This is a genomic window from Chroogloeocystis siderophila 5.2 s.c.1 (genome assembly GCF_001904655.1).
GTDB lineage: Bacteria > Cyanobacteriota > Cyanobacteriia > Cyanobacteriales > Chroococcidiopsidaceae > Chroogloeocystis > Chroogloeocystis siderophila.
The window spans coordinates 105,692-131,808 of the sequence record NZ_MRCC01000009.1 but is presented as its reverse complement, the minus strand read 5'-3'; the positions used below and the strand labels follow the sequence as shown (position 1 = coordinate 131,808).

The following is a 26,117-nucleotide window of genomic DNA, read 5'->3' as shown; positions in this document are numbered from 1 at the left end:
TACGTTTATTTTTACCCTTTTACTTACCTGTTAAAGGCGTTTATCCACATTTTCACTTCAAACCTTAGAAAATCCTAATTTCGCAGCATTTAATACAGTTTTTTTTTGAGAAACATCTCAATAGCAAATTTAAAATCATTTCACTATTTAAACCAGGAATAAAAATACTCGCGGATTTCGTAAATATCAACCACTTAAGAATAACTTCTTATTTAGCATTATTTGCAAGCAGCTATTTTACTTTTTCTCAATACTCTGTAATCTTTACAAATTTAAAAGTCATGAATACAGTCTTAATAGAACATCCTCGGCATCGTCACTTACCTAACAAACAAGATAGTAAGCTTTATCCCACACTACGAAAATCAGCTTGGCATGAAGTTCATTCACAGCGCCAAGGAAGATTAGTAGCAGATGTTCAAATTCGGGGAATTTTGCGTATATATTCACAAAAACGAAACGACGAACAGCTAACACCAATCCTTGCTGATTACCCTGTTATAGGTAGTAACGTTGTTGAAGCAGTGCGCTATGCCCAGCCACAGCAAAGTGACGACAAAGGACGAGTTTGGATTAATCAAAAACAATATTTCAAAAACGTACCTCCACAAGTTTGGAACTACAGTGTTGGCAACTATCAAATTTGTCAAAAATGGATCAAAGATCGTGAAGGTTGTTATCTCAGCCAGAAAGATATTCGACAATATCAACGGATTATAACCGCATTAAACGAGATGATCGAGCTAATGGCAGGAATTGAGGCAGTATTTCAGCTTGGCTCTAGCAAAGAACAATTATTTATCGCCGCTCATCAATAAGGCAAGGCTAAAGCATGGTTTCATCGCAACACAAAACTTCAGATGTGACAATACCTCGTCCGCCAGTTGCTCAAGGCGTACCACCACAGGTCAAAATTCTGCAAATGATGAATGCTTATCGACTTGCGCAGTCGATTTCTGTGGCGGCGAAGCTAGGTATTGCAGACTTATTAACACAACCGCAAAGTGTTACAGCCCTAGCCCAAACAACCGCAACTCACGAACAGTCACTATATCGATTGTTAAGAGTACTTGTTAGTTTTGATATCTTTACCGAAGACGAAAATGGTTTATTTCACCTGACTCCCAGAGGCACATTACTGCAAACTAACGTTTCTAATTCATTACGAGACTACGCGATCGTCGTTGGTGAAATGTGGCACTGGCGGATGTGGGGAGGTATCCTACACAGTATTAAAACCGGCGAACCTGCGTTTGACCAGATTTTCGGGATGGAGTTTCAAGAATACTACCAGCAAAATCCTGAAGTTGCCAAAAACTTTGATGGAGCGATGGTCAGCGCGTTAGCAATGACCGATGTCGCAATTTTAGCTAATTATGACTTCACATCATTTTATCGCGTCATTGATATTGGCACAGGAGGGCAAGGAGATGGCAAACTCATTGCTTCGATATTGAAAAACAACTCAGCACAACAAGGAGTTTACTTCGACACTTCAACACGCATCGAACAAGTAAAGAGACTCATTGAAGTCACAGGATTAAGCGATCGCTGCGAACTTGTCACCGGAGATATCTTTGAATCATTCCCCCCCAATGGTGATATCTATATCATCAAAAACCTCATTCACGACTACGACGATGATCGCGCGATCACAATTCTTAAAAACTGCCGCCAAGCGATCGCCGCGCATGGCAAATTACTACTCATCGAGATGGTCATTCCTCCAGGCAACGAGCCATCCCTAGGCAAAATTTTAGACGTAGAAGCACTCATAATGAGTGCAGGCGCGGTCGAACGCACCCAAGAACAATATCAACAACTTCTCGCTGCCGCTGGTTTTCAACTCACCAACATTATCTCTTCACGCTCCCCAATGAGCATCATCGAGTCTATACCAGCATAGCCTTGTCTGGAGTGGTCCGTTCACTCTTCACCACAATCTAAAAACTACCAAAAAAATTAACATGACTACACTCATCAACAACGAAAAACAAACAACAATTTCCCAAGACGCCGATCTTGTCACCCTGATCAACGTCTTCATCGTCGAACCAGAAAACCAGCAACTACTCGTCGACTTATTAATCAAAGCGACAGAGGAAGTCATGTGTAAACTTCCTGGTTTCATCTCAGCCAACATCCACAAAAGCTTAGACGGTAAACGAGTCACAAACTACGCGCAATGGCGCAGCGTTGAAGACTTTCGCGGCATTTTCAATAATCCCGAAGCCGTAGCACATATGCCTGCAATCGGCAAAATCGCGCAATCAGATCCCACGCTTTACGAAATTTGCTACATCAAAAAGTCTTAGTGCTAGGCAATCTTAAAGTTGAAATGAAAGTCCCTATTTCATTTATGGAAAATTTAGGGAGCAAACTTCCACATTATTAGTAAAGCGCAATGCGATGTCTCAAGCTAATCTCAAAACAAAACCAAAAAAGCCTCCTGTAGCCCTGATTCAAGCAATGATGAACATCACCAGTTCATTGCAGAATTTCAGAGCCAAAATAATGCCACCGCAAGTGGCAATGGTAGAAATGATCAACGCTTACCAAGTGTCACAGGCAATCTATGTCGCAGCAAAGCTGGGAATTGCTGATTTACTGAGAAATCAAGCCAAAAGCAGCAAAGAACTAGCACAGCTAACTGGAATGCACGAACAGTCACTTTATCGACTGTTGCGATCGCTCGCAAGTTTCGGCATATTTGCTGAAAACGAAGATGGGCGCTTCAGCTTAACACCACTAGCCGCAACATTACAAACTGATACTCCCGACTCAGTACGTGCATGGGCGATTATGTCTGGTGAAAAGTGGCACTGGGACTTGTGGGGAAACTTAATTGAGAGTGTCAAGACAGGTAAAACAGCCGTTGAATATACCTTTGGCAAACCGAATATCTTTGAGTATTTTGTTCAGAATCCGCAAGCAGGCAATAACTTCGATGAGGCAATGACCAATTTAGCCTCAATGAACAACAGCGCGATCGCCACAGGTTACGATTTTTCAGGTATCTCTACATTAGTTGATATTGGCGGTGGTTATGGCAGTCATTTGTCAACAATTCTCAAAGCCTATCCTGCAATCAAAGGCGTTTTATTCGATCAACCATCCGTGATTACAGGTGCGCAAGAGTTCATCGAAGTCAATGGACTAGCAGATCGTTGTGAATTAGTTGCTGGTGACTTTTTCCAATCTGTACCATCTGGCGGTGATGCTTACCTCCTTAAAACCGTGATCCACGACTGGGACGAACCCCAAGCGATCGCAATTCTCAAAAACTGTCGCCGTGCGATGGCAGAACACAGCAAGCTATTGCTAGTTGAAGCCGTTATTCCCCCAGGAAATACGCCTTATTTCGGCAAACTTCTTGACCTAGAAATGCTCACGACCTCTGGTGGTCGCGAACGCACCGAAGCAGAGTATCGCACACTTTTTGACGCCGCAGGTTTCAAACTCACAAAAGTTTTTGCTACAGCCTCTCCTTGGAAAGTTATTGAAGGCGTTGGCTGTTAGTTAGGAAATAAAACAATGACAACGACTAAACCAAATACCAGTATGCCACCAGATCTACCTCCACAAGTGGCAATGATGCAAATGCTAGGGGGTTTGCGGGTAGCGCGATTAATCTACGCTGCTGCTGAATTGGGAATTGCAGACTTGTTAGCCGATGGTTCAAAAAGCATTGATGAGTTAGCGCAAGCAACTGACACTCATGCACCGTCATTGTATCGACTCATGCGATCGCTCGCCAGTGTAGGCATTTTTTCTGAGTACGAGCGTTATTTTAGCTTAACGCCCCTCGCTGAGTTCCTGCAAAGTGATACACCTGATTCTGTCCGCGCTGCGGTCAAGTTTTTTGGACAAGATTGGCACTGGAATGTTTGGGAAAATTTGTACTACAGTGTTAAAACTGGAAAACCCGCGTTTGAGCATCTCTACGGGCAGGGATTATTTGAATATTACCAAGACCCTGAAGTTGCGCGAGTTTCTAGCGAGTCTAAGGCGAGTATTTCGCAGCGTGCAGCGCAGTCACTCCTCGCAAATTATGACTTTTCGTCAATGACCAAGGTTGTTGACATCGGAATTTATGCAAGTGCTAGCACAATTGTTGCACTTTTGCAAGCAAACCCCACACTGCAAGGGGTACTTTTTGATTTTCCCTCGGCGATCGCAGCGGCGACTCCAGCAATTGAATCCGCCCAAATTGGCGATCGCGCTCGACTTGTTGCAGGTAATTGTCTAGATTCAGTACCTAGTGATGGTGATGCGTACATTTTGATGTTTGTTGTTCACAACTGGGACGATGAGCGCGCAGTGAAACTGCTAAAAAACTGTCGCGAGGCGATGACAGCCGACGGCAAACTTTTAATCGTAGAAATGATTATGCCTCCTGGTAATGCGCCGTTTGTTGGTAAGTTAATCGACTTAGAATCGTTACTCACAACTCCTGGCGGTTACGAACGTACTGAAGCACAATACCGATCGCTCTTAGAAGCCGCTGGATTTAAAGTAACACGCCTTATCCCTACACAAACTGCCAATAGCATCATCGAAGCTGTACGCGCTTAAATCAAGGAGCTATTTTTAATGGTTGTTCAAACAAAACCAGCATCACAATTTCAATCGGCAGAGGAGATGCCTGGTAGCTTTGGTAAGCTATTTGGAGGTGAGACAAAAGAGCTATTTCGAGACGAAGAACTTTTTTACTGGGAACACTTTCAGCGTTACGGTTCAATATTCAAATCGCGGATCTTTGGTAAAAATTTTGCTTTTTTAATTGGTCCAGATGCTAACCGCTTAGTATTAGGAGAAAAAGCGGATCATCTTTCCGCGCGGTTAGGTTGGATTTTTTTAGAACCTATTTTTGGCAAAGGTTTACTCTTACAAGATGGTGCCGAACATCAAGCAACGCGCCGCTTAATGTATCCTGCAATGCACGGGCGATCGCTAACAAATTACTTCGACACAATCCAAGAAATTGTAGACAAATTTTTTGAAGATTGGAGACCAGGAAAGACAATTTCCCTTATTGAAGAGTTTACTCATCTTTCAACAACAATTGCAATTCGCTTGATTTTGGGAACTGAAACCGATAGCGAATTTGCTGAAGCAACGCAGTATTTTCTCGAAATGCTTTCTGGAAGGCGCGCCAAGTTAAAAATTGATATTCCTCAAACTTTGTATGGGCGATCGCAGCAAGCAAGACGAAATTTACAAGCTTTTTTACGGCGCAAAATTGCCAAACGCAAACAACAAGGCTCATTACAAGAATCACGCGACTTCCTCGGATTATTACTCGCGGCTGTTGATGAAAATGGCAACTCATTGAGTGAATCGGACATTGTTGACCAACTGCTAATGGTACTGTTTGCAGGGCATGAAAATCCGGCAGTACTTCTTTCGTGGTTAATGTTTGAATTAGTGGCACATCCAGAGTGGCGCGATCGCCTACGCAACGAATACGCCCAAGTCGTCGGAAATGAACCCCTAAACTTATCGCATCTCAAACAACTTTCGCAAATGGGTTACGCGCTGAAAGAGGTAGAACGCCTATATCCTCCTGTACAAAATATCTCGCGTGGCGTTGTCAAAGATATTCATTACGCAGGCTACTGTATCCCCGCCGGCTGGTATGTCGATATTTCCCCACTGCTAACGCATCGTCTTCCAGAAATCTACACCGATCCCGATCGCTTCGATCCTGACCGCTTTGCACCACCGCGCGAAGAAGATAAAAAGCACGCTTTTGCCTTAGTCGGCTTTGGTAGTGGTCCGCACAGTTGCTTAGGCTGGCAATTTGCCCAAATGGAAATGAAAATTATCCTCTCCAAGCTATTGCGCTACGACTGGAGTATATCTCCTGAACCAAGTACCGCTTTCCCAGTGCGTCAGCCTTCTCAGTTTCAAGATAGTCTCCAAGCATATATTAAACCTCCTGCATGAATGATTGACAAATAAATTTGCAGCCAAACACAAGAAAATCTACCACTGTGAACTTACTGATAAAAATCTTGTTTAAGTGTGCGAAAGTACACTTTGCTTGGGTAGCCCCTGACTTCAGTCAGAGGGTGTTTGTGATTCATACAAGAAGTCTATTGACTTGTGATTGATTTGATTGAACTACGTAGGTACAAAATACGCAAATTTTTAGAATGGCTCTCTAAAAATATAACTAAGTGCTGACACACTGTTTGGCACAAGCTTTGTTAATTGGACTGTCAAAGGTTTTAAACCTAGTCTAACCCTGACCCCTGACCTCTGCTATGCAACTTAGTTTTGTCAGTCAACCACGTTACATGCTGCAATTTGTCGGTAAACGCATTATTGACATTTTAGGCGCTGGTGTAGGGATACTTCTGCTTAGCCCTCTGATGCTGGCGATCGCGTTGGCGATTTCTCTAGACTCAAAAGGACCCATCTTTTTTCGTCAAGAACGTTTAGGGCGTGGTGGAAAACCTTTTTTGATTTGGAAGTTTCGTACTATGGTAGTCGATGCCGAGCAACTTCTGCAAGATCTCGAACACTTGAACGAATCCGACGGCGGAATCCTCTTTAAAATGAAAGACGATCCCCGTGTCACTCACGTTGGTAAATTCTTGCGACGTACGAGTTTAGATGAGTTACCACAATTATTTAACATTATTCAAGGTCATATGAGCTTAGTAGGTCCGCGTCCCCTACAACTGCGCGACTGTACTTTAGCACTCAAAGAGTATCAAAATGCTTTTACTAAACGTTTAGAACTCTTACCTGGTGTAACAGGTTTGTGGCAAATCAGTGGACGTAGTGAGGTAAGCTTTGACTATATGCTGCATCTCGATGCCATTTATCGCGATCACTGGTCTTTATGGCTCGACCTCCGAATTATCTGGCAAACCTTGATTGTGGTCATTACAGGCAAAGGCGCTTACTAAATCTTCAATCATAAACTCTACCTACGTGGACTTCGTCTTTCAAGCCGCGACTTTAGTCGCCAGGCTCTTCCAATTCTGGGGGTAACATCCGATTCATGCACCCAGTCCAAAATATCCTAATATAGACTCAGTAGATACAAACAATGTGCAGTGCAGCCTGACTTGATAGGCTTAGAATTTACAAAGGGAGAATTGAAGCGATTAACTGGAGTCAATCCAGATAGTGTATTGCGCAGGTCAATTTGGCAAAATCGAGAAAAACGATTCAGCTTTTTATCAAACGAGTTCGTCAAAGTTTTTGTGCCAACCGTTATCATTGTTGGTCTACTTTATACGCTTGTTATTAGAACAATAATCGGTACATCAATTGCCGCAGCGATCGCACTTTTTATTATTACATTCATTCTCATCACCCTAGGACGCTGGATTTGGCGGCAAAAAATTTACCCGCAACCGCTAAAGAACCTCTTAAATAACGTTGATCGCTACCATTGCGTCATTTATGATATCGCTATGCTCGATGAAGCTAAAGCGAATACCGATCAAAGCGATCGCAACGCACTTTTACAAGCTTTACAACACTTAAGATCCGATTTAGTGCAAGCTTTACAAATCGAAAGAAGCTTAAGACAATCACAACCAATCGACACACCAAACTTACTTTCACCGCCAAAACTAACGAATATTCAAACTCAGGAGTACGCGCCAATTGTAAATGCTCTGTTGCAAATTAGCAGCAGCGTGCAAGCAGAAGTGCGAAAATTACAAGCGCAGATTCTATAGTAGGGGTCAGGGATCAGTGATCAGAGTTCAGTGTTAAAAGCTGGTTAAGACAATAGCTCTGAGCTTCTGTAATGTACCAACCTACACTTTGGCTATAAATTAAAGATGGCAACTCAACCCAAAATTATTGTCCTCGATGATGACCCGACAGGTTCGCAAACCGTTCATAGTTGTCTCCTCCTGACACGCTGGGATGAAGAGACACTGCGACTAGGGTTAACCGATGAATCACCAATATTCTTTGTGCTGACGAATACGAGATCGCTACCTCCCGATCAAGCCGCCAAGGTTACAAAAGAAGTCTGTCATAATCTCAAAAGCGCGATCGCCGCCACAGAAATTGCCGATTTTCTGATTGTTAGTCGCTCCGATTCCACGCTACGCGGACATTACCCTATCGAAGCCGATGTCATCGCCGCAGAACTTGGTCCATTTGATGCGCATTTTCTCGTACCAGCCTTTATCGAAGGTGGACGCATTACTCGCGATAGCATTCATTACTTGATCGTTGATGGAATTCCGATCCCCGTCCACGAAACTGAATTTGCTCGCGATTCGGTTTTTGGCTACACTTACAGCTACTTACCCGATTACGTTGCCGAAAAAACCCAAGGACGCATCCGCGCAAATCAAGTCGAACGATTTTTATTAAACGACATTCGTAGCGGTACAGATGTTGCGGGAAATCTTTCCACACTAGAAAGATTACAAAACTTGACAGACAATCAATGCGTTGCGGTTGATGCCGAAACACAAGACGATCTCAACCGCTTTGCCCAAGATGTTCTCACAGCAGTAAGTCAAGGTAAACGCTTTTTATTTCGTAGCGCCGCGAGTTTACTCACCGCTTTAGCGCAACTACCACCACAACCAGTACCACCAGAGGAAATGTCGCAATACGTACGCCAAGGGAAACCAGGTGTTGTGCTTGTTGGTTCGCACGTTAGAAAGACAACCGAACAATTAGAAAACCTCTTACAAGAACCTGACATCGCGGGAATCGAAGTCGATGTCGCCCAGTTATTAGATGACTCGCTCGAACAACCGCATCAGTTACTCACAACAACACTAGAAAAAGTTCACGCCGCGCACGAAGCTGGTAAAACTCCTGTAGTCTATACAAGCCGTCAAGAACTTGTTTTTGCGGATGTTCAAACACGATTACAGTTTGGTTTTTCCGTATCTTCATTATTGATGGATATTGTGCAGGGTTTGCCCAGCGATATCGGATTTTTAATCAGTAAAGGAGGCATTACCTCCAACGATGTCTTGAGTACAGGTTTAGCTTTGAAGACTGCACGCCTCCTCGGTCAAATTTTAGCAGGGTGTTCGATCGTCCGCACTCCATCGGATCATCCGCAGTTTCCCGATTTACCTATAGTTCTGTTTCCTGGTAATGTTGGTGATGCGAATGCCTTGGCGACAATTTACCGCAGACTGCAAAAAAGTAATTAGCAATTCAAGATTCAAGTTTAGTGTCATCGACACTAGCTAAGTAGGCTTTGCGATCGCGCGGCACTTTACCTCGCCATTTATTCAACACGTCTTTAACCAAAACTTCTTTGAGCCAAATTTGCGTCACAATCAAAAGGGGAATGGCGAGAAATAAACCCAAAAACCCAAAAAAACTAGCAAATACTACCACCGCTAAAATCGTAAACACTGGCAGTAGCGAAACTTCTTGTTGCATAATCAGCGGCACTAAAATTAAACTTTCAACTTGCTGAATGACAACATACAAGCCAATCACAGCAACCGCCTTCCAAGGCGCATCGAGTAAAGCAAGTAAAGCTGGTGGAAAGACACTCAAAGTAGGTCCAACATTCGGAATAAATTCAAGTAAGCCTGCCAAAGCCGCATTAACGAGTGGTAGTGGTACTCTTAACACCGATAAACCAACAAAGCTTAATAAAGCGACAAAAAACATCGTAATTAGAGTCCCTTTAATCCAGCCAATCAGGGCAGCCTCACACTCGCACAGAATTTGATCGACACGCCGCCGATAAAAAGCTGGAAAAGTCAGAATCAAGATGCGGCGATACGGTGCAGGATCGGCAAGTAGCATGATCGTGACAACAAAAAACAGCAAAAAGCCCAAAATAGCCGTCAGTGAAGTGTTGACTAAAAGCAAAACGTTGCCGAGAATTTGGGCTAGTAAAGATTGCAGTTGCCCAGCCAGATTATTAAGTAAATTGATATCCTCAAAAAATTGCCCAGGAACCACAGTTTGCAGCCAGTTGTACCATATCCTGAATCGGTCAGAGATAGCTGGTATCAGCACTACAAATTCTTTTAATTGGTCAATGATCCTTGGCACAATCACCGCAAAAAAGCCAATAATTAAAGCCAATAAGACAGTCATGGTGATGGCAATAGCAATACCTCGATTGACGCGAAGTCGCTGGATGCCGCGCACAACGCGATTTAAAATTGTTGCTAAAACAACAGAAGCAAAGATGAGCAAAACCACGTACCGGATCTGCCATAAAATGTAAAGCGCGATCGCCAGGACGATTAAACCAAGCCATTGCCCGAACTTCACAGTATCGCCTCCATCTCTTGGCTGCATGAGGTTGTGATGTAAATGTAGTCTGTGGAAATTTAAGTGTCGTCCTCCCTAAGACTTGGCGGCTATACCATTTCACCGTAAAGATTGTACGAATAGGGAACTTCAAGGGCAGAGGAGAAATTAATTGTAGTTCTCGTTCAGTGAAATTGAAATGGTATTAGCTAATTACTAACGGCTAATTACTTAAATAAGAAAATATAGTTCTAGACTAGAACTAATCTAAGATGATATAAAGTTGGTTCGCTGCTTAGACCAGTACTGCATGAGTGATTCTGCCCCGCCAGAAATAGAGACAACACTGACTCCTCCCACCGATATCGCGAACAGTAACTTACAAGTTCGCCTCAAGAGTGAGGGAGAAAATCTGTTATTGATTTTGCCGACAGAAGTTGAAGCTTCTACTACAGCAACAACTTGGTCGGATCTTTGGCAACAATTGAAGCAGCGGCTTAACGGTGGCGATCGCTTTTGGCAAGCTAACACGATAGTCCATCTCATGGCAACAGATCGGTTGTTAGACACTCGACAACTACAAGCGATCGCGGATGCTTTAGCCGAAGCACAACTTCAGTTAACTCATGTTTTTACCAGCCGCCGCCAAACTGCTGTCGCTGCCGCAACTGCGGGCTATAGCGTAGAACAACAAGCACCTGTCACAGGAATTAATCAAACTTTAAATGCTCCCGCTACGCCCCTTGCTGAACCACTATATCTGCAAATGACAGTACGATCTGGCATCGAAATTCGTCATGCTGGTTCCGTTATTGTGTTAGGAGACCTTAATCCAGGTGGTACTGTAGTGGCAAATGGCGATATTCTAGTTTGGGGTCGTTTGCGCGGAGTTGCCCATGCAGGTGCAGCCGGTAATTCTAAGTGTCTGATTATGGCACTGCAAATGGAACCAACGCAGTTGCGGATTGCGGAATTTGTCGCTAGGGCACCGACGAATATTCCATCTCAGTTTTATCCTGAGGTAGCTTACGTCACGCCTGAAGGCATTCGGATCGCTAAAGCTGCTGATTTTTCTAAATCCCAATTTTCTTTACCGTCATGAAGCGTATTATTGTTACTACCTCTGGTAAAGGAGGGGTAGGTAAAACCACAGTCACCGCCAACCTGGGTATGGCATTAGCCCGCTTGGGGCGTAAAATCGTTTTGGTAGATGCCGATTTTGGTCTAAGAAACTTAGACTTGCTCCTGGGATTGGAAAATCGCATCGTCTACACCGCAATGGAGGTTGTCTCAGGCGAGTGTCGTTTAGAACAAGCTTTAGTAAGAGACAAACGCGAATCAGGCTTAGTTCTGCTTCCGGCTGCCCAAAACCGCAACAAAGAAGCCATCACCTCCGAACAGATGAAGCAGCTTGTTGATTCCTTGACAGAAATGTATGACTATGTTGTCATTGACTGTCCGGCAGGGATTGAAATGGGCTTTAAAAATGCGATCGCCGGCGCGAAAGAAGCATTAATCGTCACAACACCAGAAATAGCAGCCGTCCGCGATGCTGACCGCGTTATTGGCTTACTCGAAGCACAAGGAATCAAAAACATTCATTTAATTCTCAACCGCCTGCGCCCCGCAATGGTACAGGCAAATGACATGATGTCGGTGAAAGATGTCCAAGAAATTCTCTCAATTCCACTGATTGGCGTTGTTCCAGAAGATGAACGCGTCATCGTTTCGACGAACCGAGGCGAACCTTTAGTATTATCCGAAACAGCTTCGCTTGCCGGAATGGCGTTTGAGCATATCGCCCGTAGATTAGAAGGGGAAAAAGTAGAATTTCTTGATTTGGAACCTGTTCAAGACAACTTCTTTACTCGCCTGCGTAAGCTGCTGTTTTCTATTATCTAAACGATTTCTACCCCTGCATCCACTGTCATGATTACCGAATTCCTCGATCGATTCTTTCCGGTGTCGCGCAATGATAACACAAGCCGTGATGCAGTTAAGCAGCGACTGCAATTAGTGATTGCCCACGATCGCGCCGATATAAACCCGCAGGCGCTTGAAAAAATGCAACAGGAAATTTTAGAAGTCGTCTCGCGCTATGTCGAACTCGAACCCGATGGATTAGAGTTTTGTCTAGAAAATAATCAACGCACCACCGCACTGATTGCTAACTTACCAATTCGGCGCGTTAAAGATGTCGATAGTTGAACAAGACAAGTTAGCTTATAAAACGATGAGAACAGCAAAGCAGTTTTTCACTTTTTTTTGCTCTTTCACTAGTGACTGGATGTAATGTTGTACAACCACTTTTATTAGCTTCGTGTGATGAGTCTATCATAAAACTACCCACAACATTAAAACGTTGTAGTGAACTGCCACAATTAGCAGAAGCTGAACAATTATTACATAAGCACAGAGCATTTATTGAGAAGATAGAAAAAGAAAACCAAAGGCTACTTTTTATAGACCTATATAAAACACCTTTATGTCCAAACAAAGCAATCATTAAAATTGAGTATGGAGGTGACAGTGCTTGCGAGCCAATCAAGCAAACAATAGGTAAAACATTTTTTGGTATTCCTTATATATTAATTAATGGATAATAGATTTATTCCCATATCAAAATATTTGCTGCTAAAGAAAAGCTCTCTACTAATAAAGAGCTTTTTTATTAGTTTTTTTAATAGAGAGAGTGCCAATATTTACAGTAATCAGCCCATGCAGGGTAAGGCCAGTTATAGTTAAATACTTCTGGATTGGGTTCTCCATATTGAATCCTGTAAGCTGTACTGGTAGTATTTACTTTGCCTTCATCTCTAAACACGGAAAATTACAAGTTCCATATGAAGAAGTGTAAGACCGTTCTTTTGTATAGCTTGAGCCATAGGAGCCTTGGAATGAGGCATAATATGCAGTTTTATGATAGCCTAATCTTCTCAATGCTCCATGAGGATCAGCAGTAGTAGTCCAGCCTGTCGTATAAGGTGTGTAATTCGGAATATAATGACTATAATCACCACAGGCTCGTGCTGTAAGCTCTGCAATTAAAATATGAGAATTGGTATGTTTAATTAGCTTTTGCACATTTGAATTTGGTAAAATACTTTTATTTAAAATATTTATAACTACCTTATAGCTAAGCTGTGATAATTCGATTGTAGAAGAGGGTAATTTATTTTTCTTCCTATCTCTTTCTTTTAATCTTTCATGAAACCTTTTAAGTTTAGGAAAATTGTCTTCTGCAACTTGAAGTTGAGTAACATTGCCTATTTTTTCTTGTGCGGCTTGCCGCATTAGTATATTTTGAGATTCTATTAATTCTGATGCTAGTTCCAATATTTCTTTAGAAAAACCGCCTTGCCGTGCTGCTTTTGAGTCGAATGTAACTATTTTTGTTTTGTTGTCAATGTACATATACTTCTGAAGTGCCATTATTTGCTTAGCAATTTCTGAAACATCCATTTGCTCAAGTGCTGATTGGGAAGTTTGAGCAGCTTGAGTTAGTTTAAATGATTGGTCTGCTATAGTTCTTGCTGAATTTGATAATATTAGTCCTGCTATTACCGCACATTTTCCTGTAAGTAAAAGAACTGGTTTGCTGTTCATCTGTGAAACGTAGATTCCTGTCTAGAATAAAGGTAGATTTCTGACAAATTTAATCTCTATAAGTTATCGATTAAACTTATGTCGTGTCTCGGACAATTAATTATCTACTAAAAGTTTTTTTGTTTTGAATATTTTTTTTACAAAATTTAACTATTTGAAATTACTTATTTATTCTAAAAATTTGAGTTACTTATACTTAGTAATCAAGGTAATTATTAATCAAATCAATTATATTAGAATTATTTTGTTCTTATTAAAGAAGATTTAGTAACGATTTGTTTGGGAATACTTTTCTGGTAGAGCTAGCTTAGCAATTCATAAGAACTAGAAAATAGTTTACTTTATTTCAAATAGCTATTTTAAATTAGTGAAATACAACATATGAATTTATGAAATAAAAATGAATATAATAAAATAGTTGAGTGACTAAACCCTCAAACAAGAAATATTTCCCTATTATGGCTAGATTGCATTAAAAGCTTATGAGAGGAAATAAGATAAATTGAAATAATTTACTTTACAGCAATAAAACGTTAAAGTATTTGTCTACACACAACTATATTTGAAAGATCAACTTTTAAATAGTTTCCTTAGTTAATGAATAGCTTTTATAGAACAGAAGAGAGCGATCTAGTGCAGTTACAACGAATTGTTAGGTTACTGATTGCAGGCGCAAGCGTTGTTAGCGTTGGACTTGTTGGGTGTACTCCCGCTATTGAGGTACAAGCTGAGCGTGGTAGGCTACTTAGCCAAACCGAAAGTACCGTCGCATCTAGAAAGGCGATCGCCGATGTCCAAGCTTTAGTGAAATTAGGTCCTAGGGTAACGGGAACACCCGTTATGGAACAGGCGAGAGCTTATCTGATTGAACAGTATACGCGTGCTGGCTACGAAACACGAACTCAAACGTTTACGTATCCAAAATTTGAGGATCTCGGCTCGAATATTACAGTCAATGGGCAAACTATTAATGGTCGCGCACTCAATGGCTCAATACCAGGAAAACCTAGCGCGCGGCTTGTTGTCGTCCCGAATGTCGGACAGCGATCAGATTTTGCGGCGGTTGATGTCAAAGGCGCGATCGCACTCGTTCGACGCGGTGAAATTCCCTTTCTGCAAAAAGCCCAAAATGCAGAAAATGCTGGTGCAGTAGGTGTCGTTATCGTTAATAATGAACCTGGTGAGTTGTACGGTACGCTTGGTGGTGAAGTACAAGTTCCGGTACTAGCACTATCTGGAAAAGCAGGTAACTCTTTAATTGAGTCGCAACCTTCACAAGGAACACTCACCGTCAATACTCGCCAGCGCACGGTGACTGGTACGAATGTCATCGCGCACCTTCCTGGCGTTATGCAACCGCGCGTTGTTGTTGGCGCACATTATGACTCGGTTCCAGGTTCACCAGGCGCGAACGATAATGCATCGGGTACGGCTGTTGTTTTAGATATTGCCCGCAACGTTGCGCAAACACCGTCAGCCCGCCAAGCTTGGTTTGTCGCCTTTGACGGCGAGGAAGATGGTTTACACGGCTCTAGAGCTTTCGTTAGTCAAGCTCAACCCGATTGGCTGCAAGGTCTTGATGTTATGCTCAATTTTGATATGGTTGGTGTCAACGATCAGTTGCTTGTGGGTGGAAGTCAGTCACTAGCTAAACTGGCACAAGCAACTCAGTCTGATGTTTCTATCTTTGGCGGTCAAGGTGGTAGCGATCACGCTCCCTTTGCTAGAGCCAGCGTTCCTGTACTATTCTTCTATCGAGGACAGGAACCAAATTACCATACTCCCAACGATAAAGCTGTCGAGCCGCAGTTACTTGATGAAACAACTCAGGTGGCGCTCAATGTCCTCCAGCAGTTGCTTGGTTCTGATACCAGCGATCGCATCTCGCTTATGCGGCGATCCGTACTTTGAAACGCTAGAAATACAAAGCCATAACGAGTATGATTTATATAAATGTTACTTAACGTGTTAATTCGAGATGTGAGGGGCAGTCAGAACGTTTATCAATTCATTAAATTGTAGATATTCTTGCAAAGCCATGCTGAAATTGTTACCTATAGGCGCTGCCCTAGCTACTATTATTACTGCTCAACTTGAAACACTACCATCAGCAGCAAACACTGCACAGAAAAACACGAGTACAACAGCAGCATTGGTTGTCAAGCCAGAACCAATCATAGCTAGTACCCTACCTAACACGATCGCGCAAACGCGTTACCGCACACCTCAACAAACCGACGACTCTGGTCGAGTTGGGACATTAGTCGTACTAGGCGCAATTGGTGCTACGGCTGCGGTGGCGATCGCCGGTAGTACAAAAAACAAACTCCCCGCCGGAACAACGACCAAGCAGGGTAGTTTTGACAAAGCAAGTCCTAAACTCCAGAAGCGACTTATGACACTGCTACACAATGACCAAGCAGCAGCCAGCCGTCTGATCGCAAATATTAAACTCAACCATCCGCAGCAATCGACAAACTGGGCGATTGAAAAGGCAATTTACGACCTAGAACGCGATCGCGGCGGTAGATAAGAGCCGAACCCCTCAGCACTCTTTACAGCATTCCGCCAGCAGCTTGGAAGCGTGCGCGCGCTCTTTTCAGGGCTTGAGTAGCTTGAATTTGCTCTTGACGCGAGGCGTTTTGAATTTGATTGATTTTTGCTTCAGCTTGGTTGTAAGCAGCACGAGCAGCTTCTAAATCAATTTTGTCGCCACGTTCAGCACCATTAACGAGAATGGTCACTTCATCACTCTCAACTTCAGCAAAGCCACCCATGAGTGCGATCGCTACCCAATCTTCAGTCGAGCTTGGACGAACTCGCATGACACCAGTATCGAGCGCAGTTAATAATGGTGCGTGACCGCTAAGAATACCCAGTTGACCTGTGGTACTTGGTAGAATTACTTCTTGCGCTGTTGCATCCCAAACAGTTTTATCAGGTGAGACGACACGAACAGTTAAAGCCATGTTTGCGAATAAGAAAATAGTAAACAGTAATAGAGGTAACTGGTAATAGGTAATAGCTTTACTCCGATTACCCATTACCTATGACTCATTAGCTTTTCATCTTCTCAGCTTTAGCGATCGCTTCATCAATGTTGCCGACCATGTAGAATGCTTGCTCAGGTAGGTCATCGAGTTCGCCAGAGAGAATTCGCTGAAAGCCTTTGATAGTTTCTTCAAGTTTTACGTACTTACCAGGAGAACCTGTAAAGACTTCTGCGACAAAGAACGGTTGCGACAAGAATCGCTCGATCTTACGCGCGCGCGCTACGGTTAGGCGATCGTCTTCGGATAGTTCATCTAGACCAAGAATCGCGATGATGTCTTGAAGTTCCTTATAGCGCTGTAGCGTTGCTTGAACTGCACGGGCAGTATTGTAGTGCTCATCTCCTACAATACTAGGTTGCAACATCGTAGAAGTTGAATCAAGTGGATCTACAGCGGGGTAAATTCCTTTAGATGCTAAACCACGCGATAGTACCGTGGTAGCATCCAAGTGCGCAAATGTTGTAGCAGGTGCAGGGTCAGTCAAGTCGTCCGCAGGTACGTACACTGCTTGAATCGAGGTGATTGAGCCTTCATTAGTTGACGTAATCCGCTCTTGCAGCGCGCCCATTTCGGTTGCTAGTGTTGGTTGATATCCTACCGCTGATGGCATCCGTCCGAGAAGTGCTGATACTTCTGAACCTGCTTGCACAAACCGGAAAATATTATCAATAAATAGAAGTACGTCTTGCTTACTAACATCGCGGAAGTACTCAGCCATTGTCAGGGCGGCGAGTCCGACGCGCATTCTCGCCCCAGGTGGCTCGTTCATCTGACCGTAAACCAGCGCCACTTTAGAATCGTTGAGGTTTTCTGCGTTGATTACCCCAGATTCTTTAAATTCGTTGTAAAGGTCGTTACCTTCACGCGTGCGCTCACCCACACCGCCGAACACAGATACGCCGCCATGCTCTTTCGCGATGTTGTTGATCAACTCTTGAATAATGACAGTTTTACCAACACCAGCACCACCAAACAAGCCAACCTTGCCACCACGACGATAGGGAGCAAGTAAGTCTACTACTTTGATACCAGTTTCAAATACTGAGGCTTTCGTCTCTAATTCAGTTAGTTTTGGTGCATCGCGGTGAATTGGAAACCTTTCTTCTGTATTGACAGGTCCCATGTTGTCAACGGGTTCGCCAAGTACGTTAAAAATCCGTCCCAAGGTAGCCTTACCAACAGGTACGCTAATTGGAGCGCCAGTATCGCTCGCTTCCATACCGCGAACTAAACCATCAGTAGAACTCATCGAAACGGCACGTACCTGGTTATCGCCCAGCAACTGCTGCACTTCGCAGGTCACGGAAACTTCCTGTCCCGATTCGTTGGTTCCTTTGACGATCAAAGCGTTGTAGATTTGCGGCATTTTGCCTTCGGGAAATTTAACGTCTACAACAGGACCAATAATTTGCGTAATGTAGCCAATATTTGCTTTTTCTGCGGTAGTGACCATTCTCTCGCCTCGGAGTGTAATTCAGCTATCTGGGAGATACAGTTCAATAGACTGCTTTTAAGATTATCACTGAATAGGTAGCGAACTGCACTTTCAGTGGTATTTCTGCAAAATCTATTATGGTTCATTTCAGGTGGAGTGATGCAGGTCAAGTTTTGAATTGCCTTTCAACTCTGCTTTAATTCTGGAAACCTCAAAATTGCATTTGTAGATAGAGCATACTTCCTTTCTTACAGTGTGTTGATACCCCAGGATTTCTCTGGTCAAAACCTCCAAGGACACTCGTTTAAGGGATAAGATTTAACAGGTGCTAATTTCAGCCGTGCGGACATTCGGGGAACAATCTTCACAAATGCGATCCTAAAAGAAGCTAACTTTAGCCATGCTTTCGCAGGATTACAAAACTACCGAGTTTTAGTATTTGCGATTGTTCTAATTCTCAACATTAAAGCAGGTCTACAATTTCGGTTATGGTCTTTAATTGGTGCGATTAATGGAGCGATCGCAGTTGCTGTGGTGATCGCAACCTCAGTTATCGTTGCTGGCTCAATCGCCGTAATCCTACATATCGTTGTTGCGGTTCTCGTTGGTACGTTCATTTTAGTAACGAATAGCGAACCGTGGTGGACTGTATGGATAGCTTGGGCTGTGATATTTTTAAGCGCGTACGCTAGCTGACAGGCGCTGCGTAGTGCGCAACAATATAACTTAGTTCGCAAAGTTGCTGTCACCATCGCCGCGATCCGTGGGACTCAGTTTTGTAGGGCTGATTTAACCAATGCTAATTTTACTAAAGCCACGCTGAAAGCTGTACAGTTTAACCGTGCCGTCTTAATGCGTACGTGTTGGTTTCAATCACGGAAGCTTGACTCTGCTGACGTCGCAGGAACATATCTCGCAACACCAAAAGTCCGACAGTTAGTCGTTTCCAAAGATGGTAGCAATCAAAACTACGATCGCCTGGCGCTACAGGGTATCAATTTACAAGATGGTCATTTAGAAGATGCAAGCTTTATCGCTGCGGATCTGAGTGGAGCAACTTTACAAAAGGCAAATCTCTGCCGAGCAAAGCTCGTGCAAACACAACTGTATCATGCAGACTTGACCTCGGCTTGTTTAACTGGCGCTTATATTCAAGACTGGGCGATCGCTACTGATACCAAGCTAGAGCAAGTTGAAGCGAATACATCTACACGCGATTGCCGACAAAAGACGATCCCGATCCTTGTCGTAAACCAGATAACAAATCGGAAAACTTTAAACCTGGAGACTTTTCTGATTTTATTGCACCAATCATCAAAACTCTCGATCTTTATCGCCAGCAAAACATCGATCCGCGTGCTATTACGTTTAAGACGCTTGACTTATACCATCATCAAGGAATCGATCCTGATGCAGCTGCGATTGCGCTACAGCAATTAGCCGAGAATCATCCGCATGCTGGGTTGGAAGTCGTAGCCTTAGAAGGACGCGGGCAAGACAAAATTCGCTTGCAAGCTAAAGTTGCAGGAAATAGCGATCGCGCGCAACTGAGTGCCGAATACTTCGCCAACTACAGCGAAATTCAAGCTTTACCTTATAACGATATGCAAGCACTACTTGCAGGAATTGCCGAGAAAGATCAACGCATTCGCAGCCTAGAAAATATGGTTGTGACTGCGATTCAAAGCCATAAATTTTACGCAGAAACTTACTACAACTTTGGAGATACCATGTCAGACAATCAAGGAAGTGTTAATATCAGTGGCGTTCAAGGTAGCGTTAGCGGTGTTGCTGCGGCGGGTCAAAACCAAAATATGACAGGAGTCGCGATCGGTCAAATTAGCGGCACTGTTACAAATACAATTAGTCAACTGCAACAAGCTGAGACTCCTGAAGCAAAGCAACTGGCAAAGTTACTTGCGCAGTTAAAAGCAGCGATTAAAGATGAGGTAAACCTGAACTCAGAAGATAAAACCGAGGCACCATAACAGGTAAAGATGTTAGCAGAGACAAGACAAAAACCGTAAGCAGAAACGCAAAATGCCGCAAAAACTGCAATCAAAATCCTTAAAGGTAGTGCCGCTAGTTTACCAAGTGCAGCTGCTCTCGTTGAAGCGTGTAATAAATTATTGCCAATCGTTGCCAAATTGCTAATTTTGTGCTCAACAGATTCTATTATGCGATCACATCTTGACGAATTGGCGTTTCTAGCATCTTTCCTCCGTCGCACGGAAGATGGCATCAACTTTGAAAATCCTCGAAACTGACAAAAAGTTGACTTAAAAAGCAGCCACTATGGATACTGAGGAACTTCTCACAAAGTATGCAGCAGGAGAAAGAAACTTTAGTAACGCTAATTTGCGTTCTGCAGATTTGACAAGAGCAACGCTCAATGCAGCGGACTTGAGTGAAGCAATTTTAAGCGAAGTAATTTTAACTCAAGCCGAGTTGGGTGAAGCAAATCTCAGCCGGACAATTTTGACAAAAGCAGACTTAACCGAAGCTGTGTTAGCCAAAGCTAAACTAACTGGCGCAATTTTAACCGAAGCCGAACTTAGCCGCGTCAATTTATACGATTTATACGATGCTTTTATGCTGGGTGTGAACTTGACGGAAGCGAATGTAACACAAGGTAACTTGGGTGGGGCTAACTTAAGCCAGGGAAATCTGAGTGGCGTGAATTTGAGTGGCGCAAACTTAGCTCAAGCAAACTTAAGTAAAGCAGATTTGAGTGGTGCGACTTTGAGTGGCGTGATTTTGAGTCAGACGAATTTAAGTGGAGCAACCATGCCTGATAGCTGTGTGTACGTCAACGGCGAAACGGGACAGTTCTGGGTCATCGACTATCGACTCTACGACCCTGATGGGGATGGGCAAAGCAAGTTGGATCATGTAGCAGCGATGCTCAATGGTGTGATACATAGCAAGCAATTGCCATTCACAATGGTACTGATGGATAGCTGGTATGCGACGCAGAAGTTGATGGGGCAAATTGACCAGCTAGAGAAGCTGTATTACTGCCCGCTCAAAACAAATCGTCGAGTTGACGATAGTGGCGGTGCTGTGCCCTACATGCGGGTTGTTGAACTGGTTTGGAGTGATGAAGACTTGCAGCAGGGCAAATTGGTCAAAATTCGAGGCTTTCCTAAAGACAAAAAGGTGAAACTGTTCCGGGTTACTGTTTCCACCAACAGAACGGAGTTTGTCGCTACTAACGACTTATCTCAAGCTGACACCGATGTCGTGCAAGATGTGTGCGGTATCCGCTGGAAGATTGAGGAGTTTCACCGTGAGTTAAAGCAACTCACAGGTGTGGAAGCTTGCCAGTGCCGCAAAGCCCGCATTCAGCGCAATCATATTGCCTGTGCCCTATTAGTTTGGAGTCGCCTCAAAACGATGGCTGATCAAAGCGGCAGGACAATTTATCAGATTAAGCATGGGATGTTGTCGGACTACTTGATTGAGCAACTCAAGCATCCATCTGTTCAAATGTCCCTTGCGTAAGTCCTGAAAATATTAAATATCCAACTGCTCAATAGTCTGGCGAAGAACTTTACCCGAATGTTGTAACTGCTCTAATTCAGTTGAATTTAACGCTAGATTCACAACCCGCGTTACACCCTGGCGATTGACTACAGCAGGTAAGCTTAAACACACATCGTTAATACCATGAATACCATTAATCAGACTGCTGACAGTTAAAACTCGGTTTTGATTGCGTAAGATTGACTGTACTATTTGGGCGACTGCTAAACCGATCGCGTAAGAAGTTGCGCCTTTACGCTGGATAATTTCGTAGGCAGCATTTTTGACTTGTGCAAAAATTTCTTGTAGCTGTGGCTCGATTGGTTTACCTGCTTCGTAATTTTCATCAACAAGATGCATTCCCGATATATTCACCTTACTCCAAACTGGTACTTCGCTATCACCGTGTTCGCCAATAATATAAGCGTGTAAACTACGCGGGTCAATCTGTAACTTTTCAGCTAATAAATAGCGGAAACGTGCCGTATCTAAAACGGTTCCCGAACCAATCACACTAGAACTAGGTAGCCCAGAAATTTTGCGACAGACATACGTCATAATGTCTACTGGATTGGTAACAATCAGCAAAATTGCTGTCGAACAGAATTTAACAACTTCTGGAATTAAGCTTTGAAAAATTTCTACATTTCTATTCACTAAATCTAAGCGAGATTCTCCTGGCTTTTGCTTGACTCCAGCCGTGATAATCACAATATCTGCATTCTCACCATCAGCTAAAGTTCCCGCTCTAATGAGTGTTGGTTCAACAAAAGGTAATCCATGATTCAAATCCATGACTTCCCCTTCTAATTTATGCTGATTGACATCAACGATAATCATTTCATCAAGGAGATTTTGAATAAGTAGAGAATAAGCACAAGCCATTCCTACTTGACCTGCACCAATAATGACTCCTTTACGAGGTTGGCGAACAATTGGTGAAAATTTTTCTTCTGATGAAGATGTAAATAAGTTGTCAAAAACCATATAAGTAACCGCTGTATTGAGTACATCTGTGCGCTCTGTTTAGGGCAAATATAAGTTTTGATAATATTGTTATATAGATCCTAAACTTCATCTTTCTCAGGGTACAGGATTTTCGGCAAACCGTAGTGCAAACATCATAAATTATGGCTGCAACTCTATAGCTATGGAGAAGTGCAATGATGAACAATACAAAAGCAACGCACGAAGATTGGTTCAATGTAGGGAAATCTGATGCCTATGCGGGAAAACCTAAAACGCCACCAGAAGATGCTGAATCGGCAAGTATGTATGACCTAGGTTATAGTGAAGGCGAAATTACCCGTCCGCCAACTGAAACTCCAGAAACTGAACAAGAGTAGTTAGACAGCACCAAACGACGCGATCGCACAGCATCACTCTGCATGATATTAAATAAGTTGTATGCCTTTATTGTTGACATAACTTACAGATCTAGCCGCTAGACTTGAGCGTCAGAATTACAGTAAACTTAAATCAGTTTATAGCTTGAAGTGGCACGAACCTAAGTAACCTCAGCCAGAAGCAAGCCAAATTAAGAGCAACCTTGTTGAGGGCGACATCATTGCCAGAACTTGGTTGTGGAAAGAAGAGTCAATTGAATCGGTAAAATAGAATACTTCAGTCTGCTGGAATAAACATGGCAAATACTGGCTGACAACTTGATTCAAGCCATACTGCATACTATCGCTCTACGACTTAGTAGTATCGTTTAACACTATTGCCAGAGACAGGAGGCTTAAATGGAAAGCTTCGATTTTGTGATTCTGGGAGCAGGATTAGGTGGACTTTCAGCAGCAGCATGTTTAACTCGGCAAGGACATCGAGTAGCAGTACTAGAAAAACACTACTTACCTGGTGGATGCTGCCATACCTTCGATTACGGCGAATATAGCTTTTGTGCTGATGTACACTACATTTCACAATGCGGTTCGGGACAAGCGATCGCGCAGTTTCTCAATTACATTGAACGCGATGTCGAATTTAACTCGCTCGATCCTGACTGTATTGACCGAGTGATTACACCCGAAGCTGATTTTAAAATTCCTTTAGGATGGGAGAACTTGCGATCGCGCCTTGTAGCAACTTTTCCCGAAGAAACGGACGCGATCAACCGTTATTGCGATGCCATTAAACAATTACATCAAGAAATGCACAATTTAGTGCGCGAGATCAGTTGGTTCGATCAAAAATGGTCTGATTGGTTAAAACTACCGAAATACTGGAACTTATTTACAAAGCGTAATTGGACACTGCAAGACCTTTACAATCGCGTCGGGCTATCGCCAAAACTGCAAGCTATCTTAGCAGGTCAAAGTGGCGATTATGCCCTTCCACCGAATGAAATCGCCTTACTAACGCATACTGCGCTGGTTTGGGACTATTCTGAAGGTGCTTATTATCCGAAGCATCACTTTAAACACTTCGTTGATACAATTGTCGAAGCGATTAAAGCCGGTAGCGGTGTTGTGCAATTATCTACACCAGTCGAACACATCGAAGTCAAACAGCGCCAAGTCGAAAGCGTTACTGCTGGAGGGAGAACTTATCAAGCAAGCGTTGCTTACATCAGCGACCTTGACCCAAAATTAACTGTACAGCTGATGCATAACACCCATGCGTTAAGTCAGCAAGAATTGAAACGTCTTACGGGTTATGAATATTCAGCGAGTGCTTTCAACGTTTACCTAGGGTTAGATTCCAGGTTTGATCCGCAAAAATATGGTATTGGAAACTGGAATATTTGGTATTACCCGAACAGCGACCTCAATCAAGCGTATCAACAACAATTATTAGGCAACTTGCGTCATCCTTGGATTTTCCTCTCGTGTCCGACGATGAAATCCCGTGAATTAGGAATGGCTCCTCCTGGTCATCATGTTTTAGAAATAGCGACTGTTTGTCCTTACGAACCATTTAAACAGTTGCATGAAACTGATGCAAAAGCTTACAAAGCCAAAAAGCGCGAAGTTTACCAAGAAATTATGGCAAGTGTGCGCGATTTGATTCCGGATGTTGATACTTACGCTCGGATGAAAGTTCCTGGTACTCCGACAACAAGTGAATATTATTTAGGACAACCGCAGGGGAACATCTATGGTGCAAAGCTTACACCAAGGCAGGTAGGCTTAAATCGTCTGGGATATCGCACCGAATTGCCAAATCTTTTCTTAGTGGGAGCTAGTGCAGGCTATCCCAGTGTACCTGGCGTGATTGGTAATGGCATGGATGTGGTGGAACTGCTGACAGGGCAATCTGTCTGGAATCATCCAAAGGCGATCGCATCCGAGGAGTTAGTGTACCAATAAACTGCGATCATTGTAAGTGTCTGAAACTCTTTATTTATAAGCTTTTTTAATCAAAAAGCCCAAATTGAATTGCGTTCAATTTTTCCCAGGTCAGTACAGATGTACTATAATAGATGAAGTAGATTCATCGAGCCTCAGCATCAGCAATCAATGGCTCTACGGCGTACTAACCAAAGATGGACTCCAGCCCTATGACGAAACACTATCTTCTTAGCCTTAATCCAACAGCCAAGCATGACTGGGATCGCTGCGCTTTACGCGATCCGATTACCGCTAAGCGCCCAGAGCTAGCAAAATTGATTGCCGAAGCTGTTGGCGCAGAACCAGGCACTTATCTTGTGTCTGTGAATATCGAAGTGAAAGTGTTGGAGCAGGCTCCAATGTATCAAACCGAGCAGCTACCGATTAACTCGACAGAGCGTTCATCTAACCACGCTCAATTCAAAGAACTTGCTGCATAAACTACCTCGCTAACCCCTGACCTCTCGTATGATGACAATGCAACTGAGTCATTACCCTGCGGCGATCGCCCAAGCTGCACAACGGGTAAACGAACTTGACTCGCAAATGATGGCGGTGCAGCAACTAATTAACCGCGAAGAAGGCAATGCTGACACGCGTTCAGCGTTCGACCCAGACTTGAAAAATGACACGCAACGGCGATCGCGTCGCTTCGAGTTGCTATTAGTCAATCAAGAATACCAAACCGCACTCAATACATTAATTCAATTAAATGCAGAAAAAGCCAACGCGCTGGCGCACTTAGAATATCTGCGCAACCAGTTCAGCGTTGCTAAACTAGAGTGTCGGCGAGCGATCGCGCAACAACTTACCGATTTTGAATCGCGAGAACTAGTAGGTTTGTAACTTTAAGTACAAACTGCTTGTCATGTTGCCAACAGTCTAGTCATAATAATTTCTCAAGCAGTGAATATCTTTTCACTGCTTTTTTTTGGCATTTAT

General features: G+C 43.2%; 26 protein-coding genes and 4 pseudogenes. 24 read left to right on the top strand and 6 right to left on the bottom strand.

Translation table 11 applies throughout. The features are described from left to right. Positions 1–281 precede the first annotated feature (281 nt). The 9 genes from NIES1031_RS23355 (at position 282) to NIES1031_RS12605 (ending at position 9,158) form a co-directional block, all read left to right on the top strand. Entirely contained in the window at positions 282–818 is a 537-nt protein-coding gene (locus NIES1031_RS23355; protein WP_084544332.1) for a type ISP restriction/modification enzyme, read from the top strand. 14 nt (positions 819–832) lie between these two features. Then, positions 833–1,906, top strand: coding sequence for a methyltransferase (locus NIES1031_RS12640; protein ID WP_073549734.1), 1,074 nt, complete (start codon positions 833–835; stop codon positions 1,904–1,906). 61 nt (positions 1,907–1,967) lie between these two features. After that, positions 1,968–2,315 (top strand): antibiotic biosynthesis monooxygenase family protein, encoded by a 348-nt coding sequence (locus NIES1031_RS12635; protein ID WP_073549733.1) that lies wholly within the window; start codon positions 1,968–1,970, stop codon positions 2,313–2,315. Between the two features lie 94 nt (positions 2,316–2,409). Next, on the top strand, positions 2,410–3,519 hold the full coding sequence (locus tag NIES1031_RS12630; protein WP_084544331.1) for a methyltransferase: 1,110 nt from the start codon (positions 2,410–2,412) through the stop codon (positions 3,517–3,519). A gap of 15 nt (positions 3,520–3,534) precedes the next feature. Then, on the top strand, positions 3,535–4,575 hold the full coding sequence (locus tag NIES1031_RS12625) for a methyltransferase (protein ID WP_073549732.1): 1,041 nt from the start codon (positions 3,535–3,537) through the stop codon (positions 4,573–4,575). Between the two features lie 18 nt (positions 4,576–4,593). Continuing rightward, positions 4,594–5,949 (top strand): cytochrome P450, encoded by a 1,356-nt coding sequence (locus NIES1031_RS12620; protein WP_073549730.1) that lies wholly within the window; start codon positions 4,594–4,596, stop codon positions 5,947–5,949. Between the two features lie 320 nt (positions 5,950–6,269). After that, on the top strand, positions 6,270–6,920 hold the full coding sequence (locus NIES1031_RS12615; RefSeq protein ID WP_073549729.1) for a sugar transferase: 651 nt from the start codon (positions 6,270–6,272) through the stop codon (positions 6,918–6,920). 192 nt (positions 6,921–7,112) lie between these two features. After that, positions 7,113–7,703: a hypothetical protein gene (locus tag NIES1031_RS12610; RefSeq protein ID WP_143167768.1), complete on the top strand. Its 591-nt coding sequence runs from the start codon at positions 7,113–7,115 to the stop codon at positions 7,701–7,703. Between the two features lie 105 nt (positions 7,704–7,808). Continuing rightward, positions 7,809–9,158: a four-carbon acid sugar kinase family protein gene (locus NIES1031_RS12605; RefSeq protein WP_073549727.1), complete on the top strand. Its 1,350-nt coding sequence runs from the start codon at positions 7,809–7,811 to the stop codon at positions 9,156–9,158. A 4-nt stretch (positions 9,159–9,162) separates the two neighbouring features. On the opposite strand, the gene NIES1031_RS12600 is transcribed toward NIES1031_RS12605, so the two are convergent. Next, positions 9,163–10,272 (bottom strand): AI-2E family transporter, encoded by a 1,110-nt coding sequence (locus tag NIES1031_RS12600; RefSeq protein WP_143167767.1) that lies wholly within the window; start codon positions 10,270–10,272, stop codon positions 9,163–9,165. A 262-nt stretch (positions 10,273–10,534) separates the two neighbouring features. Here NIES1031_RS12600 and minC point away from each other — a divergent pair, with 262 nt between their 5' ends. The 4 genes from minC (at position 10,535) to NIES1031_RS12580 (ending at position 12,827) form a co-directional block, all read left to right on the top strand. Further along, positions 10,535–11,326 carry a septum site-determining protein MinC gene (gene minC, locus NIES1031_RS12595; protein ID WP_073549726.1) on the top strand — a complete coding sequence of 264 codons (792 nt, stop codon included), beginning with the start codon at positions 10,535–10,537 and terminating at the stop codon, positions 11,324–11,326. Continuing rightward, positions 11,323–12,126 carry a septum site-determining protein MinD gene (minD, locus tag NIES1031_RS12590; RefSeq protein ID WP_015191143.1) on the top strand — a complete coding sequence of 268 codons (804 nt, stop codon included), beginning with the start codon at positions 11,323–11,325 and terminating at the stop codon, positions 12,124–12,126. Before minC ends, minD begins: the two co-directional genes overlap by 4 nt. 27 nt (positions 12,127–12,153) lie before the next feature. Continuing rightward, entirely contained in the window at positions 12,154–12,432 is a 279-nt protein-coding gene (gene minE, locus NIES1031_RS12585) for a cell division topological specificity factor MinE (RefSeq protein ID WP_073549725.1), read from the top strand. A gap of 71 nt (positions 12,433–12,503) precedes the next feature. Beyond that, complete coding sequence (locus tag NIES1031_RS12580) at positions 12,504–12,827, top strand: hypothetical protein (RefSeq protein ID WP_073549724.1); 324 nt, start codon at positions 12,504–12,506, stop codon at positions 12,825–12,827. Between the two features lie 196 nt (positions 12,828–13,023). Here NIES1031_RS12580 and NIES1031_RS12575 read toward each other — a convergent pair whose 3' ends face one another. Then, a complete protein-coding gene (locus NIES1031_RS12575; RefSeq protein WP_073549723.1) occupies positions 13,024–13,830 on the bottom strand; it encodes a hypothetical protein in 807 nt (268 codons plus the stop codon). 597 nt (positions 13,831–14,427) lie between these two features. On the opposite strand from NIES1031_RS12575, the gene NIES1031_RS12570 reads away from it, so the two are divergent. Continuing rightward, positions 14,428–15,741: a M28 family peptidase gene (locus NIES1031_RS12570; protein ID WP_073549722.1), complete on the top strand. Its 1,314-nt coding sequence runs from the start codon at positions 14,428–14,430 to the stop codon at positions 15,739–15,741. A 127-nt stretch (positions 15,742–15,868) separates the two neighbouring features. Further along, positions 15,869–16,363: a hypothetical protein gene (locus NIES1031_RS23350; protein WP_084544330.1), complete on the top strand. Its 495-nt coding sequence runs from the start codon at positions 15,869–15,871 to the stop codon at positions 16,361–16,363. Between the two features lie 22 nt (positions 16,364–16,385). On the opposite strand, the gene atpC is transcribed toward NIES1031_RS23350, so the two are convergent. Further along, positions 16,386–16,799, bottom strand: coding sequence for an ATP synthase F1 subunit epsilon (gene atpC, locus NIES1031_RS12560; RefSeq protein WP_073549854.1), 414 nt, complete (start codon positions 16,797–16,799; stop codon positions 16,386–16,388). A gap of 88 nt (positions 16,800–16,887) precedes the next feature. After that, positions 16,888–18,336, bottom strand: a complete 1,449-nt coding sequence (atpD, locus tag NIES1031_RS12555) for a F0F1 ATP synthase subunit beta (RefSeq protein ID WP_073549721.1) — start codon at positions 18,334–18,336, stop codon at positions 16,888–16,890. A gap of 309 nt (positions 18,337–18,645) precedes the next feature. Between atpD and NIES1031_RS26390 the strand changes: the two are divergent. Next, positions 18,646–18,711: pseudogene (locus NIES1031_RS26390) on the top strand (pentapeptide repeat-containing protein); the annotation flags it as partial. Positions 18,712–18,740: 29 nt separating this feature from the next. On the opposite strand, the gene NIES1031_RS25665 reads toward NIES1031_RS26390, so the two are convergent. Next, the gene (locus tag NIES1031_RS25665) at positions 18,741–19,070 is read right to left on the bottom strand and encodes a hypothetical protein (RefSeq protein WP_073549720.1); all 330 of its coding nucleotides are present in this window, start codon (positions 19,068–19,070) and stop codon (positions 18,741–18,743) included. On the opposite strand from NIES1031_RS25665, the pseudogene NIES1031_RS26385 reads away from it, so the two are divergent. The 4 genes and pseudogenes from NIES1031_RS26385 to NIES1031_RS25655 all read left to right on the top strand — a co-directional run. Then, positions 19,021–19,455: pseudogene (locus tag NIES1031_RS26385) on the top strand (pentapeptide repeat-containing protein); the annotation flags it as partial. The gene NIES1031_RS25665 and the pseudogene NIES1031_RS26385 sit on opposite strands and share 50 nt — an antisense overlap. A gap of 80 nt (positions 19,456–19,535) precedes the next feature. Further along, on the top strand, positions 19,536–20,306 hold the full coding sequence (locus NIES1031_RS25660) for a hypothetical protein (RefSeq protein ID WP_236738819.1): 771 nt from the start codon (positions 19,536–19,538) through the stop codon (positions 20,304–20,306). A 307-nt stretch (positions 20,307–20,613) separates the two neighbouring features. Continuing rightward, positions 20,614–21,087 (top strand): annotated as a pseudogene (locus NIES1031_RS26050) (pentapeptide repeat-containing protein); the annotation flags it as partial. A gap of 27 nt (positions 21,088–21,114) precedes the next feature. Continuing rightward, positions 21,115–21,822, top strand: a pseudogene (locus NIES1031_RS25655) (IS701 family transposase); the annotation flags it as partial. Positions 21,823–21,834: 12 nt separating this feature from the next. Here NIES1031_RS25655 and NIES1031_RS12510 read toward each other — a convergent pair. Beyond that, on the bottom strand, positions 21,835–22,830 hold the full coding sequence (locus NIES1031_RS12510) for an L-lactate dehydrogenase (RefSeq protein WP_073549717.1): 996 nt from the start codon (positions 22,828–22,830) through the stop codon (positions 21,835–21,837). A 176-nt stretch (positions 22,831–23,006) separates the two neighbouring features. Here NIES1031_RS12510 and NIES1031_RS12505 point away from each other — a divergent pair, with 176 nt between their 5' ends. From NIES1031_RS12505 to NIES1031_RS12490, 4 genes are all read left to right on the top strand, one after another. Beyond that, on the top strand, positions 23,007–23,189 hold the full coding sequence (locus NIES1031_RS12505; RefSeq protein WP_084544328.1) for a hypothetical protein: 183 nt from the start codon (positions 23,007–23,009) through the stop codon (positions 23,187–23,189). Between the two features lie 399 nt (positions 23,190–23,588). Then, the gene (locus NIES1031_RS12500; protein WP_073549715.1) at positions 23,589–25,154 is read left to right on the top strand and encodes a phytoene desaturase family protein; all 1,566 of its coding nucleotides are present in this window, start codon (positions 23,589–23,591) and stop codon (positions 25,152–25,154) included. A gap of 191 nt (positions 25,155–25,345) precedes the next feature. After that, positions 25,346–25,615: a hypothetical protein gene (locus NIES1031_RS12495; protein ID WP_073549714.1), complete on the top strand. Its 270-nt coding sequence runs from the start codon at positions 25,346–25,348 to the stop codon at positions 25,613–25,615. Between the two features lie 37 nt (positions 25,616–25,652). Then, positions 25,653–26,021 (top strand): hypothetical protein, encoded by a 369-nt coding sequence (locus NIES1031_RS12490; protein ID WP_236738818.1) that lies wholly within the window; start codon positions 25,653–25,655, stop codon positions 26,019–26,021. Positions 26,022–26,117 lie beyond the last annotated feature (96 nt).

What these genes read in the sequence shown, in the direction of transcription:
- NIES1031_RS23355 (WP_084544332.1), top strand. Translation starts at nt 282, where the DNA reads ATGAATACAGTCTTAATAGAACATCCTCGGCATCGTCACTTACCTAAC.
- NIES1031_RS12640 (WP_073549734.1), top strand. Translation starts at nt 833, where the DNA reads ATGGTTTCATCGCAACACAAAACTTCAGATGTGACAATACCTCGTCCG.
- NIES1031_RS12635 (WP_073549733.1), top strand. Translation starts at nt 1,968, where the DNA reads ATGACTACACTCATCAACAACGAAAAACAAACAACAATTTCCCAAGAC.
- NIES1031_RS12630 (WP_084544331.1), top strand. Translation starts at nt 2,410, where the DNA reads ATGTCTCAAGCTAATCTCAAAACAAAACCAAAAAAGCCTCCTGTAGCC.
- NIES1031_RS12625 (WP_073549732.1), top strand. Translation starts at nt 3,535, where the DNA reads ATGACAACGACTAAACCAAATACCAGTATGCCACCAGATCTACCTCCA.
- NIES1031_RS12620 (WP_073549730.1), top strand. Translation starts at nt 4,594, where the DNA reads ATGGTTGTTCAAACAAAACCAGCATCACAATTTCAATCGGCAGAGGAG.
- NIES1031_RS12615 (WP_073549729.1), top strand. Translation starts at nt 6,270, where the DNA reads ATGCAACTTAGTTTTGTCAGTCAACCACGTTACATGCTGCAATTTGTC.
- NIES1031_RS12605 (WP_073549727.1), top strand. Translation starts at nt 7,809, where the DNA reads ATGGCAACTCAACCCAAAATTATTGTCCTCGATGATGACCCGACAGGT.
- NIES1031_RS12600 (WP_143167767.1), bottom strand. Translation starts at nt 10,272, where the DNA reads ATGCAGCCAAGAGATGGAGGCGATACTGTGAAGTTCGGGCAATGGCTT.
- minC (WP_073549726.1), top strand. Translation starts at nt 10,535, where the DNA reads ATGAGTGATTCTGCCCCGCCAGAAATAGAGACAACACTGACTCCTCCC.
- minD (WP_015191143.1), top strand. Translation starts at nt 11,323, where the DNA reads ATGAAGCGTATTATTGTTACTACCTCTGGTAAAGGAGGGGTAGGTAAA.
- minE (WP_073549725.1), top strand. Translation starts at nt 12,154, where the DNA reads ATGATTACCGAATTCCTCGATCGATTCTTTCCGGTGTCGCGCAATGAT.
- NIES1031_RS12575 (WP_073549723.1), bottom strand. Translation starts at nt 13,830, where the DNA reads ATGAACAGCAAACCAGTTCTTTTACTTACAGGAAAATGTGCGGTAATA.
- NIES1031_RS12570 (WP_073549722.1), top strand. Translation starts at nt 14,428, where the DNA reads ATGAATAGCTTTTATAGAACAGAAGAGAGCGATCTAGTGCAGTTACAA.
- NIES1031_RS23350 (WP_084544330.1), top strand. Translation starts at nt 15,869, where the DNA reads ATGCTGAAATTGTTACCTATAGGCGCTGCCCTAGCTACTATTATTACT.
- atpC (WP_073549854.1), bottom strand. Translation starts at nt 16,799, where the DNA reads ATGGCTTTAACTGTTCGTGTCGTCTCACCTGATAAAACTGTTTGGGAT.
- atpD (WP_073549721.1), bottom strand. Translation starts at nt 18,336, where the DNA reads ATGGTCACTACCGCAGAAAAAGCAAATATTGGCTACATTACGCAAATT.
- NIES1031_RS25665 (WP_073549720.1), bottom strand. Translation starts at nt 19,070, where the DNA reads ATGGTGACAGCAACTTTGCGAACTAAGTTATATTGTTGCGCACTACGC.
- NIES1031_RS12510 (WP_073549717.1), bottom strand. Translation starts at nt 22,830, where the DNA reads ATGGTTTTTGACAACTTATTTACATCTTCATCAGAAGAAAAATTTTCA.
- NIES1031_RS12505 (WP_084544328.1), top strand. Translation starts at nt 23,007, where the DNA reads ATGATGAACAATACAAAAGCAACGCACGAAGATTGGTTCAATGTAGGG.
- NIES1031_RS12500 (WP_073549715.1), top strand. Translation starts at nt 23,589, where the DNA reads ATGGAAAGCTTCGATTTTGTGATTCTGGGAGCAGGATTAGGTGGACTT.
- NIES1031_RS12495 (WP_073549714.1), top strand. Translation starts at nt 25,346, where the DNA reads ATGACGAAACACTATCTTCTTAGCCTTAATCCAACAGCCAAGCATGAC.
- NIES1031_RS12490 (WP_236738818.1), top strand. Translation starts at nt 25,653, where the DNA reads ATGCAACTGAGTCATTACCCTGCGGCGATCGCCCAAGCTGCACAACGG.